Origin of the sequence: Desulfitobacterium sp. (genome assembly GCF_035539115.1) — a bacterium.
Taxonomy (GTDB): Bacteria; Bacillota; Desulfitobacteriia; order Desulfitobacteriales; family Desulfitobacteriaceae; genus Desulfitobacterium_A.
Window position 1 is genome coordinate 1 of the sequence record NZ_DATLJA010000049.1, and the last position, 11,849, is coordinate 11,849.

General features: G+C 43.5%; 13 protein-coding genes and 1 riboswitch. Of the genes, 12 read left to right on the plus strand and 1 reads right to left on the minus strand.

Translation table 11 applies throughout. The features are described from left to right. Positions 1–298: 298 nt before the first annotated feature. From VM640_RS09245 to VM640_RS09270, 6 genes are all read left to right on the plus strand, one after another. Complete coding sequence (locus VM640_RS09245; protein ID WP_325391490.1) at positions 299–1,666, plus strand: sodium-dependent transporter; 1,368 nt, start codon at positions 299–301, stop codon at positions 1,664–1,666. A 131-nt stretch (positions 1,667–1,797) separates the two neighbouring features. Beyond that, complete coding sequence (locus VM640_RS09250; RefSeq protein WP_325391492.1) at positions 1,798–2,433, plus strand: hypothetical protein; 636 nt, start codon at positions 1,798–1,800, stop codon at positions 2,431–2,433. A gap of 179 nt (positions 2,434–2,612) precedes the next feature. Next, complete coding sequence (locus tag VM640_RS09255) at positions 2,613–3,446, plus strand: deoxyribonuclease IV (protein ID WP_325391494.1); 834 nt, start codon at positions 2,613–2,615, stop codon at positions 3,444–3,446. Between the two features lie 300 nt (positions 3,447–3,746). Next, positions 3,747–4,367, plus strand: coding sequence for a DNA-3-methyladenine glycosylase family protein (locus VM640_RS09260; RefSeq protein WP_325391496.1), 621 nt, complete (start codon positions 3,747–3,749; stop codon positions 4,365–4,367). Positions 4,368–4,424: 57 nt separating this feature from the next. Beyond that, positions 4,425–5,123, plus strand: coding sequence for an NRDE family protein (locus VM640_RS09265; protein ID WP_325391498.1), 699 nt, complete (start codon positions 4,425–4,427; stop codon positions 5,121–5,123). A 136-nt stretch (positions 5,124–5,259) separates the two neighbouring features. Then, positions 5,260–6,234: a D-2-hydroxyacid dehydrogenase gene (locus tag VM640_RS09270; RefSeq protein WP_325391500.1), complete on the plus strand. Its 975-nt coding sequence runs from the start codon at positions 5,260–5,262 to the stop codon at positions 6,232–6,234. A gap of 10 nt (positions 6,235–6,244) precedes the next feature. On the opposite strand, the gene VM640_RS09275 is transcribed toward VM640_RS09270, so the two are convergent. Further along, on the minus strand, positions 6,245–7,168 hold the full coding sequence (locus tag VM640_RS09275) for a diacylglycerol/lipid kinase family protein (RefSeq protein ID WP_325391502.1): 924 nt from the start codon (positions 7,166–7,168) through the stop codon (positions 6,245–6,247). A 155-nt stretch (positions 7,169–7,323) separates the two neighbouring features. Between VM640_RS09275 and VM640_RS09280 the strand changes: the two genes are divergently transcribed. The 6 genes from VM640_RS09280 (at position 7,324) to VM640_RS09305 (ending at position 11,811) form a co-directional block, all read left to right on the plus strand. Further along, positions 7,324–7,785: an HD domain-containing protein gene (locus VM640_RS09280; protein WP_325391504.1), complete on the plus strand. Its 462-nt coding sequence runs from the start codon at positions 7,324–7,326 to the stop codon at positions 7,783–7,785. A gap of 76 nt (positions 7,786–7,861) precedes the next feature. Then, positions 7,862–8,049: riboswitch (cobalamin riboswitch) on the plus strand. Positions 8,050–8,351: 302 nt separating this feature from the next. Next, positions 8,352–9,095 carry a precorrin-6A/cobalt-precorrin-6A reductase gene (locus VM640_RS09285; RefSeq protein ID WP_325391506.1) on the plus strand — a complete coding sequence of 248 codons (744 nt, stop codon included), beginning with the start codon at positions 8,352–8,354 and terminating at the stop codon, positions 9,093–9,095. Positions 9,096–9,116: 21 nt separating this feature from the next. Then, positions 9,117–9,887, plus strand: coding sequence for an energy-coupling factor ABC transporter permease (locus VM640_RS09290; RefSeq protein WP_325391508.1), 771 nt, complete (start codon positions 9,117–9,119; stop codon positions 9,885–9,887). Next, a complete protein-coding gene (locus VM640_RS09295) occupies positions 9,887–10,186 on the plus strand; it encodes an energy-coupling factor ABC transporter substrate-binding protein (protein WP_325391510.1) in 300 nt (99 codons plus the stop codon). Before VM640_RS09290 ends, VM640_RS09295 begins: the two co-directional genes overlap by 1 nt. Continuing rightward, the gene (cbiQ, locus tag VM640_RS09300) at positions 10,179–10,967 is read left to right on the plus strand and encodes a cobalt ECF transporter T component CbiQ (protein WP_325391513.1); all 789 of its coding nucleotides are present in this window, start codon (positions 10,179–10,181) and stop codon (positions 10,965–10,967) included. Before VM640_RS09295 ends, cbiQ begins: the two co-directional genes overlap by 8 nt. After that, positions 10,960–11,811 carry an energy-coupling factor ABC transporter ATP-binding protein gene (locus VM640_RS09305; RefSeq protein WP_325391515.1) on the plus strand — a complete coding sequence of 284 codons (852 nt, stop codon included), beginning with the start codon at positions 10,960–10,962 and terminating at the stop codon, positions 11,809–11,811. The genes cbiQ and VM640_RS09305 overlap by 8 nt, the downstream gene beginning before the upstream one ends. The last annotated feature ends 38 nt before the right edge of the window (positions 11,812–11,849 follow it).

The following is an 11,849-nucleotide window of genomic DNA, read 5'->3' on the forward strand; positions in this document are numbered from 1 at the left end:
AGGAAGGGATGAACGCCTTTCTGGAAAAACGGAAACCGGTCTTTAAAGGGCGCTAGATTCTATTAATGAATCCCTGCAATCTTAAATTCCTAGAAAACACAGGAGTTGAGATAGAATAGAGGAAGGCTCAAAAGCCTTTATGTTTTTTATTTGAGTAGAGGGAGTACACGAGGAAAAGATCTTCGTGTGCTCCCTCTACTCAATGGCTAATTAATAATGTAATATAGGGTAATGTAGATTAATATGCACTAATTTGTTGAAAACTATCGTATTAGTATCGAGGAGGAAGAAATAGTCAATGGAAGAAACACGCTCAGAAATAGCTCAACGTGAAGGATTCTCCAGCAGTATTGGGGTAATCGCCGCTACATTGGGCTCAGCAGTGGGCCTGGGTAACATTTGGAAGTTCCCTTACGTTACCGGCCAAAATGGGGGAGCAGCATTTATCTTGATCTATCTGATTGCTGTTCTTCTCGGCAGTTTGCCAGTCATGATATCCGAATTGATGATTGGACGGAAAACCAATGCGAATGCAGTGGGCGCTTTTAAAAAATTAACAAAGCGTGAACCCTGGTTTTTAGTCGGAGTATCTGGGGTTTTAAGTGCTTTCCTGATTATGGCGTTTTACACGACCGTAGCTGGTTGGGTCTTTTCGTATATCTTCAAAGCGGCTACAGGAACGATTCACTCTACGAATCCTGAACAAACTTCGGCGGTTTTTCAGGGATTGGTTAGTGGAGTAGGGGAACCGCTTTTTTGGCAAATCCTAGTTCTTGGAATTACGGGCGTTATCATTATGGCCGGGGTAGCCAAAGGAATTGAGCGGGTGACTAAAATCTTGATGCCCATTTTATTTGTGCTACTCGTTATCGTAGATATCCGGTCTTTGACGTTACCGGGTGCTGCGGAAGGGTTAAAGTTTTTATTTCTGCCAGATTTTAGCAAGATTAGTTTTGGGGTGGTGTTAGCCGCCTTAGGCTTAGCGTTCTTTAAATTAAGTGTCGGGATGGGGACGATGACGACCTACGGAAGTTATATGGGTAAGGAGGAGGATCTCCCCCGAACAGCGCTTAAAGTCATGTTAGCGGATACTCTCGTTTCCATTATGGCTGGGGTCGCGATCTTCCCCGCTGTTTTCGCTTTTGGCTTCGAGCCTAAGTCTGGGCCATCTCTTTTATTTATCACGATCCCCACAGTATTTGCTTCGATGCCCTTTGGACGTTTCTTTATGGTTCTGTTCTTTATTCTAGTAGCAGTTGCAGCAACGGGAGCCATGCTTTCCTTGCTTGAAGTCCCAGTAGCCTATCTTGTTGAAGAGCACAAACTCACGCGACGAGTAGCGACGTTATTAACGATTGTGGCGATCGCTTTAGTGGGTTCCACTGCAACCTTGTCTACTAGTTTGCTTTCGCAACACCTGTTTTTTGGCAAGAATCTTTTTGATCTCTATGATTTTGTGACTTCTAACATTTTGTTGCCCTTAGGAGGTATCTTTTTTGCCCTCTTTGTTGGCTGGCGCTGGGGATATAAAGGAATGCTCGTGGAGTTCAGCAATGATGGACGTTTAAGAAATGAGGGAGTCGCTAAGATCTTTTTCATTCTCGTTAAGTTTGTTGCTCCCATTGCCATAACACTTGTCCTTCTAGCCGGGTTAGGAGTTTTTTAATCTCCATTAAGACGGATGGAGATCGATCAATTATCTGAGCATCTGCGCGTTGGCAGCTAAAAACGCATCAGCTAGTGTAATGTTCAAGAGTTTAGATGTAAAATAGAAGAGAGGAGCAGGGGGTGTGGTAGATGACAGCAAAGTCACTAACTAATCTAGATTTATTTAAGGTAATCGATGAAAGCGCGCAGCAAACCTATTATGGCTGTAATCAAATATGGTACCCTACAAAGTGGCAACGTCTTTCGGGATGTGGCCCTACGGCGGCTTCAAATATCTTCTTTTATTTAAGTCATACCCAGTCTCCTCTCGAGTTAGAGCCGAGTTCCAACAGCAAGAAAAATTGGGTATCATTGATGGAGGAAATGTGGAAGTATATCACTCCCTCAATCCGAGGGGTCAATACAACGAAGATGTTTTATGAACCCATGCTTGCTTATACGAAATCAAAGGGAATAGATGTCGGATATTGTGTTTGTGACGTGCCTAAAGATAAGTCCCAACGCCCTGCGCTGAAAGAGACATTAGATTTTTTAGAAGAAGCTTTGTCCAAAGATGCACCCGTAGCATTCTTGAATTTATGTAACGGCGAGGAGAAAAACCTTGATCGCTGGCATTGGGTTACCATTATTTCACTTGATTATTCTGAGGATAGAAACGGTGCCTTTGTAAATATTCTAGATGAAGGGCTGATTAAGAAAATTAACCTTGCGTTATGGTACAATACAACAAAGCTGGGCGGTGGATTTGTATATTTTACGAGATGAATCGATAAACCCAAATATCTGCACTTCTTCGTCATGGTGGCTTGCTTCAGTCGGCTTACTTTGTAACAATCTCCGTGATCACGATGGAGACATAGAAAATGGTCGTAAAACTTTGCTTTTGCTTATCTAAGGTTAGTTGGACTCGTCATAGCACTCCATAAGAAAGCGGGGGAATAATCATGTTAAATATCGGTTGCCATCTGTCCGTTGCCAAGGGCTTTAAGGCGATGGGGAAAGAGGCCTTGAAAATTAACGCCAATACTTTTCAATTCTTTACCCGAAATCCAAGGGGAAGTAAAGCCAAGGCAATTGATCCAAAGGATGTAGAGGGATTGCTTGAGCTCGTAAAGGAAAATCAATTCGCTACGCTTTTGGCTCATGCTCCGTATACCCTCAACGCCTGCTCAGCTGACGAAAAAACGCGAGCGTTTGCGACTCAAGTCATGGCAGACGATTTGCTTCGGATGGAGTATTTACCTAACAACCTCTATAATTTTCACCCCGGCAGTCATGTTGGTCAAGGTGCAGAAGCAGGCATTCAGCAGATTACTTCGTTGCTTAACATGCTCTTAAAGCCTGAGCAGACCACCACTGTCTTGCTTGAAACGATGGCAGGTAAGGGCACGGAAGTTGGTCGTACCTTTGAAGAATTGAAACAGATCTTAGACGGTGTAACCCTATCCGAAAAGATGGGCGTCTGTCTGGATACCTGCCACATTTATGATGGTGGTTATGATATAGTTAATGACCTAGACGGGGTGCTTGAGCAGTTTGATAACGTCATCGGATTGGATAGGCTCCGTGCGATCCACCTCAATGACGACATGAACCCGATGAGTAGTCATAAGGATCGTCATGCCAAAATTGGTGAAGGCTCCCTTGGTTTAGAAGCCATCACGAAAATCATCAATCACCCCAAACTTCGTCACCTACCCTTCTTCCTCGAAACCCCTAACGACCTCTCAGGCTATGCTCAGGAAATTGCTTTACTCAGAGGTGTTTACAAGGAATAAGAAGGGGGCTTGTTAGAGGGAATAACGCTCTTGAATAAAGCGTGGTTTGGTCAGTGATGACCTAACCACGCTTGTTTTATAGCTCAAACCCACCAATCGCTACCATTTATTGAACACGGACTCGTGTTGGATAGCCCATTTGTCTTAATTGTCCTAATATATCACTTTCTGTATAGTAATTATGAATATTGATAAGCGATATTTTGAAAGACAGATTGACGGTGACATGGTTATAATAAGGAGAGTGAAATAGGTTAGATTGGAATTACTGAAAACGGAAGTGCGAAATGGTGAAGCAAAATGCAAACGGTTAAAACAAAATTCTTTGATTATAGCCAAAAAGAAGTAGATTATCTAAAAAGTGCGGATGAAACACTGGGGACAGCGATGGAGCGAATGGGGAGAGTTGAGCGCGTTATCATCCCAGACTTATTCGCTACCCTCATTTATGCAATTGTGGGGCAGCTTATTTCGGTAAAGGCTGTTCATACGATTTGGGATCGGATGCAGGAGCGCTTCGGCGAAATCATGCCCGTCAATATTTCAAGCCGTTCAGCAGATGAAATCCAAGGCTGTGGAATCACGATGCGAAAAGCGGTATGTATCAAAGATATTGCCAAAAATGTGGCGCAGGGTGAGTTTAATCTGAATGAGCTCTATGTGTTGTCCGATGAGGATATCATTAAGAGATTATCTTCTCTCAAGGGGATCGGAAAATGGACGGCTGAAATGTTGTTACTTAATTCTATGGAACGCCCCGATGTGATCAGTTGGGGCGACATTGCAATCCGGCGCGGTATCATGAAACTTTACGGTTTAACTGATCTAACGAAGGAACAGTTTGACGAATATAGAAAACGATATTCCCCTTATGGTTCTGTTGCTTCCATATATCTGTGGAAGCTATCGTTTGAAAAATAACAATTAAGTAAGGATAGCTAGAACGAGATACCTAAAGGAAGGGGGTAATTCAAAGTTATGTGTCTGATCCTTTTGGCGTATGATTGTCATCCGCAATACAAATTTGTGATAGCGGCTAATCGAGACGAGTTTTACAAACGACCAACCTTACCCGCGAATTTCTGGCCGGATAATCCTGATATTTTAGCTGGAAGAGATTTGGAACAAGGGGGAACTTGGATGGGGATAACCACGGCCGGCCGTTTTGCTGCGTTGACGAATTATCGGGATCCCTTTCAGGAAAAGCCACAGGCTCCTTCACGTGGGTACTTGGTGCGGGATTACCTAAACAGTGATCTTTCTCCGGAATCCTACTTAAAGGACCTGCGTGCTGGGAGAGTGGAGTATAATGGGTTTAATCTGCTGACAGGAACGACTCAAACGCTTTATTACTACTCCAACCAGGAAAAGGCTATTCGACGAGTTGAAAAGGGCTTTCACGGCCTTAGTAACAGTTTGCTCGATGTCGCTTGGCCTAAAGTGAGGAAAGGAGTAAAAGCTCTCGAAGGTTGTCTGCAGGAGCAGAATATTGAGGTGGAGCAGTTATTTGAAATCATGACTGATCAGGAACGACCAAGTGACTCTGAGTTGCCACATACCGGAGTAAGTTTGGAATTGGAACGCAAGCTCTCATCCTTATATATCGTGAGCCCTGATTATGGTACGCGGTCAACGACGATTTTGCTCGTGAACCATCATAATCGGGTTCAGTTTTAGGAACGCCGTTCTCCCTTGAAAAAATTGGAGAGGGGAAACGAAGTTTCCTATGAATTTAGTATAATTGATTGATGGGAAGGGCTGAGCTCAATTTCTCTAAATCATTTTATGATATTGCTGAAAAGAGGAATGTTTCATGAAGATTGTTGTCTTAGATGGCTACACGCTTAATCCGGGTGATATCACCTGGAAAGGCTTAGAAAAACTAGGTGAGTTAACTGTTTACGAGCGTACGACCTATGATCGAAGCGGGGAAAGATTAATCATCGAAAGAGCAAAGGATGCGGAAGCAGTATTCACCAACAAAACACCCTTATCAAGAGAGGTCTTAGATCAACTGCCTCGCTTGAAATTTATTGGAGTTCTGGCGACAGGTTATAATGTCGTTGATATCGAAGCGGCCAAAGAAAAAGGAATTGTTGTTACGAACGTTCCTACCTATGGTACGGATTCCGTTGGCCAAATGGCCATCGCTCTTTTGTTGGAAATGTGCCATCATGTGGGGGCGCATAGTGATTCAGTTAAAAGAGGAGAATGGGCAAATAATGCGGACTGGTGCTACTGGAATTATCCCTTGATTGAGCTTTCAGGAAAGACCATGGGGATTATCGGCTATGGGAGAATTGGCCAATCTACAGGTAGAATTGCCCAAGCTCTCGGGATGAAGGTACTCGCTTTTGATTCTCATCCAAATAAAGGGTTAGAAAGCGAAACGATGAAATATGTAGACTTAGATGCCTTATTTACTCATTCAGATGTTATTTCTCTACACTGTCCTCTTCTTGGAAGTTCAAAAGGCATTATCAATAAAAAAACAATCGCCAAAATGAAGGATGGCGTGATGATCATCAATAACTCAAGGGGACCTTTAGTTGTGGAAGAAGATTTAGCTGAAGCCCTGAATCGTGGAAAAGTAGGGGGAGCTGCTTTAGATGTTGTTTCCTGCGAACCGATCAAAGCAGATAACCCACTACTTACTGCAAAGAACTGTCTTATAACGCCCCATATATCTTGGGCACCGGTAGAGTCGAGACAGAGATTGATGGATATCGCAGTTGATAATTTAGAGAAATTCCTAGAGGGGAATCCGGTGAATGTTGTAAATCAATGACGTGAGTAAACTACGTCCAAATCCTGATCCCTCTGGGTATAAGAGAAAAATGTACGGGAGTACATCCGGGTTGTTCCCCATCGAGGTCGAGGAGTCCGAGGGGATCTGATATAATTGTAATCTCCTTCCCACGATGGACGGAAACACCGGGAACATTAAGGTGATTTCCTTGATAAATTTTGGGTAAATGATGCAGGAGTTCCAGTGTAGTAAAGTCCCCCAGAATGATAATATCAAAGAGACCATCGGTAAGATTAGCATCTGGGGCGATCATCATCCCTCCGCCGATAAAGCGGCCGTTGGCAACCATGATACTGTTGATTCGGTCGTTCACAACGACCTTCCCATCAATGACGCATTTCATGCGTTTGTTCTTGTAAGCCAAGATACTCACCAGACTTCCGAATAGAAAAGATAGCTTTCCACCCAAGAATTTACTATGTCGATTAACTCTGGTTACAGTTTCCCCACCTAATCCCACATCCGCGACATTGAGAAAATAACGGTGATGTAGGGCACTGAGAGAATCCAAATATTGAACGTGGCCACAATCGACTGGAATAATTCGTTCGCGGCGAAGGACCTCAAGAAAAGAAGCAATTCCTCGTTCAAGGTTTAAGGAGCGGAGAAAGTCTCCTCTGGTTCCATTTGATAAAATTCCGAGACTTGCTTCTGGGTTAATGGGTTGCTGGTTTTCGAAGAATCCGTTCACAACTTCATTGAGTGTACCATCTCCTCCGACGGATAAAATCTGAGTATAATCCCTTAATGCTTGTCGAGTCAGCAAGGTGGCTTGTCCAGGAGAGTTCGTCAAGGCATAATCAATATTCACATTATTTTCAACCAGAAGTTTATGGATTTTGGGCCACTCTTTCTTTGTTCGTCCGTTGCCAGATACGGGATTTACGATGGCAAACCAGGGACTTTTATTCATGTTGACATTCTCCTGTATTTCATGTAAAAACTTTTAGTGATTTTGTGGGAATAGGATGATATTCTACATTCTGAGGGTAGAAACCTGTTACCTGTTACCTGTTACAAAAGAAAAACGATTAATTAATAGAATAATAGAATCAGGGAGGATTTTATATGAAGTGGGAATTCATTAATCACATGGAAGAGATTTACGCTCTTTTGCGTGATTTGGAACAGGAAAAGTTGGAGCGGGATTATCCGATTTCTTGGGAACGAGTCCATGCCACGAGTTGCGCACAAATCGGGAGATTACTTGCGAAAAAGCGGGGAGTAGATATGGAGCTGGCTGCGCTTGCTTGCTCGCTGCATGATATCGGTCGATGGTATACGGGACGTCAGGCCGATCATGCCCGTCATGGTGAAGAACCAGTACGCCGCTTTTTAGAGAAGAATTCTCTGTCTGCAGAAACGAAAGAAGAAGTCATTCAGGCTGTGATTCATCACTCGGAAAAAGAAAAAGTGGGTTCTCCTTTAGAGGAAATTGTCAAGGATGCGGATATCCTTGATTGCTATCTCCATGGGGATGAAGTCAAGAAATCATTTCATGTCGCGCGGCTGGAGAATCTGCTTAAATAGTGGGTATTGGGTCATCAACAATAATGATCAGAACAATCTATACAAATGATCTTATTTAATGCTATAATTATCAAGAATTGAATATCTGGACATGAGTGATTTTTCCTGAGGGAAAAATTTAAAAGGGAAGTCAGTGCAAGCTGACGCGGTACCCGCCACTGTAAAAGGGAGTTAACTTACATAGTGTCACTGGGGATATACTCGGGAAGACGTGAGTTAATGAAGATCTTGAGCCAGGAGACCTGCTCATACCAAACAGTACGACTACCTACGGGATGTTAGGGAGGTGAATGCTTGTATCTTTGGTCTTCTTTCCGGATACTGGTTATGAACTCTGAACCCTTCTGTTAGTGAAGGGTTTTTTATTTTACTAACGGAAAGTATAAATTTCGGGCAGATAGTATAAGTGCAACCAACGGCTTTCGTTTTCCTACGATGCAAGTGGTTAAGTGTGGCAGGATAAGTGTAACTAAGCCATCGATTGCGCTAGCGCTTGCCGATAGCAAGTTTTCTATATCGCTATGGCTCGGCGAAAGCCGGGTTTTCTTTATAGGAGGTTAACACGAATGATCATTCTTTTGGGAGAAACGGCTGCGGCACGTGAGGTTAGTGAACGTCTTAAAAACAGGGGGATTGAGTATAAACGGATACAAACTTGGTCGGAAAATGGCTATATGCCAACGCCTTCTGTCATTCTTGATGTTAGCCATCCTTCCTGTGGTGTTAAGTTTGCCTCGTTAAGCCAATGGTGCGAACAACAAGGCATTCCTTATCTCCGGCTCGAAAGACCTGAGACTAAAATTCCTACCAGTTCCTTAATCTCTCCAGTACATAATTGGGAGGAAGCTTTGCTGCAGTTGGAACAATGCGTCGACACGTTGTATCTCAAGAAAGGGCGATCGGTAACCATTTTTGTTACAACAGGCAGCCATCAACTCGAAAGTATTGTGGACAGTTCCTTTGCCAGCTCTGTTCGTTTGGTTGTGCGTGTTCTTCCGGAAGGACGTATCGTACATAAATGTCAGGATATGGGTATTCCCCCTAAAGATATTGTAGCGATGCAAGGGCCATTCTCTAAAGAGCTAAATCGGGTACTATTTAAGTTTTATGGAGCAGATATTCTTTTAACTCGCGATAGTGGTCATGCCGGTGGGACGGATACGAAAATATCTGCCGCCTTAGAACTGGGGTTGAACGTTGTGCTTATCACAAAAACTAAAGTTAGCACCGGGTTGACTGTGTATAGTATTAATGAATTGCTGGAATGGTTAGATAAGTATCAACAAGCGGGATGGACTCAAAGGGATTAGAAAATAAAGGGGATCATCAAAATGGAGAGAGTAAGAAGCATATTACTTGCTTTAGTTTACTGTTTATCCGTATTTGTCATCTTTCCGAATAGCGTTTATGCCATGCATATTGCCGAAGGATTTCTACCTATGAACTGGGCTGCTTTCTGGTGGATTGTCATGCTTCCCTTTCTCATTGTGGGGTTGCGCTCAATCAAGAAAACGGTTAAAGATAATGTTAACCTCAAAATGTTGCTGGCGATGGCGGGTGCTTTTGCTTTCGTTCTTTCGGCCTTGAAAATTCCTTCGGTCACCGGAAGTAGTTCCCACCCTACAGGTGTAGGCTTAGGTGCTATTCTTTTTGGACCCACGGCGATGAGCGTGCTCGGGGTCATCGTCTTAATCTTTCAGGCGGTCCTCTTGGCCCATGGCGGGATAACTACTCTTGGGGCGAACACTTTTTCCATGGCTATAGTGGGGCCTTTCGTTTCTTACGGTATATATATGGGCCTCCAAAAGTTAGGTGCTTCAAGAGGTGTATGTGTTTTTTTTGCTGCAGCTTTAGGAGATCTTATGACTTATATAACGACGGCGTTTCAACTTGCCTTGGCTTTTCCATCCGCTCAGGGAGGGGTTATGGCCTCGGCCGTTAAGTTTATGGGTATCTTTGCCGTGACTCAGATTCCGCTGGCGATCAGTGAGGGCTTACTGACAGTTCTGGTGTTTAATCTCTTGACTACATACAGTAGTAAGGAGTTAAAACAACTTGCCGTCTTTGGAAACAAAAAAGATGTAGAACTTGAGGTGAAATAATGAAGCCGGTTGTAAAAAATAGCGTGTTGGCGGTTTGTGTTGTCGTTTTAGCGCTTACGCCGTTATTCATCTCTAAAGGAAAATTTAGCGGTGCTGATGACCTGTCGACAGCTACAATCACGAGCATTAACCCAAATTACAAACCTTGGTTTGCCCATATTTATCAACCGGCAAGCAGCGAGGTTGAATCTTTTTTGTTCGCGACACAAGCAGCACTGGGAAGTGGAATTGTCTGTTTCTATTTAGGCTACAAAAAAGGGCAACAAAAAAAGAGACAGGAAGAACTCCATCATGATTAATATTGATCAGTATGTTTATGCGAACAAGCTTTTAGCGGTTCATCCTGCCGAGAAATCTTTCTTGGCCCTAGCAACCATGGTTGCCTGCTTGATTTCAACTTCAATCTACACGCCCATAATTGCCATGGTTTTAATGGCGGGTTTGATTATCTTTAAGGCGGGTATTCCCGTCAAGTTCTTTAGCCATCTGATGTTGTTACCCATTACTTTTCTGGTCATTGGCGAACTCACCATTGCTTTTTCAATATCGGATCAGCCCGGAGGTTTCTTATATCATTTTGCTGTGGGTGGCACCCTTATCGGGGTTACTGCTCAGGATTTAAATAAGGCAGCTCTTCTTTTTAGCAGGTCTTTAGGCGCTGTTTCTTGTCTCTATTTCCTTGCTCTTACGACACCTATGTTGGAAATCATCTCCGTGCTCCGCAGACTCAAAGTTCCCGCCCTTTTTCTCGAACTGATGAGTCTTATTTACAGATTTATTTTCATTCTGCTGGATTCGGCAGCATCTATTCATACATCACAGAGTTCTCGGCTCGGTTACGTGACCCTGAAAAGTTCTTTTCGTTCAACGAGTCAGTTGTTTTACGCTTTATTCATAAGATCCTTTCAACGATCTCAAGCGGTTGCTACTGCTCTCGAAGCCCGCTGCTATCAGGGGGAGATTAGGGTTTTAGAGAAAAAATTTCCACGTTCAATGCGTAATTATGTTTTCGTAATCGTTGTCGAAATGACCCTGGTTTTGTTCAATCTGTACTTAGGGGGAGGCAAGTTTTTTGGCTGAAACGATCTTAGAAGCAGAAGACATAGAATACTCTTATGCCGATGGTACAAAAGCGTTAAGAAAGGTCAATATGGCGGTGCATCGAGGCGAAAAAATAGCAGTGCTCGGCTCAAACGGAGCAGGCAAGACGACCTTGTTTTTGCATTTTAACGGTATTTTACAGCCCGAAAGGGGCCGCGTTCGCTTCAGAGGACAGGATATTTCTTACAAAGGCGCTAAACTGATGGAACTGCGCCGAAAGATAGGCATCGTCTTTCAAGATCCGGATAGTCAGTTGTTTTCCGCGAGTGTCTTACAGGAAGTCTCTTTTGGACCGATGAACTTAGGCTTGTCAGAGGCAGAAGTGCGCCGTTGTGTAGATAAGGCTCTTCAAGCTACGGAAACCAGTGACCTGATCGATAGACCGACCCATATGCTGAGTTTCGGGCAAAAGAAAAGGGTTTCCATTGCGGATATCTTGGCGATGGAACCAGAAGTGATCATTTTTGATGAACCGACAGCTTGGCTGGATCCCAGACATGCCCGTGAATTTATGCAAATCCTCGATGAACTGAGTCAACAGGGGAAAACGATCATTATTTCCACTCATGACGTTGATTTAGCCTATTCCTGGGCAGACAAGCTATTTGTTATGAAACAGGGACAGGTGCTTACAGAAGGCAAACCAGAAGAAGTGTTTTGCCGCCAAGATGTGATTAGGGCAGCTGACCTTAATCTTCCTTGGCTTGTGGAAACACATTTCGAATTTATTCGTATCGGGTTATTACCACCGAGTAGTTGTTTGCCGAGAACCAAAGAGGAATTATATGAAAGTCTGGATAGAGTCCAAAGAAATATCGGTTAAGACTGCTACTGGAGGTATCCACATCAGGTGTTCTGGAT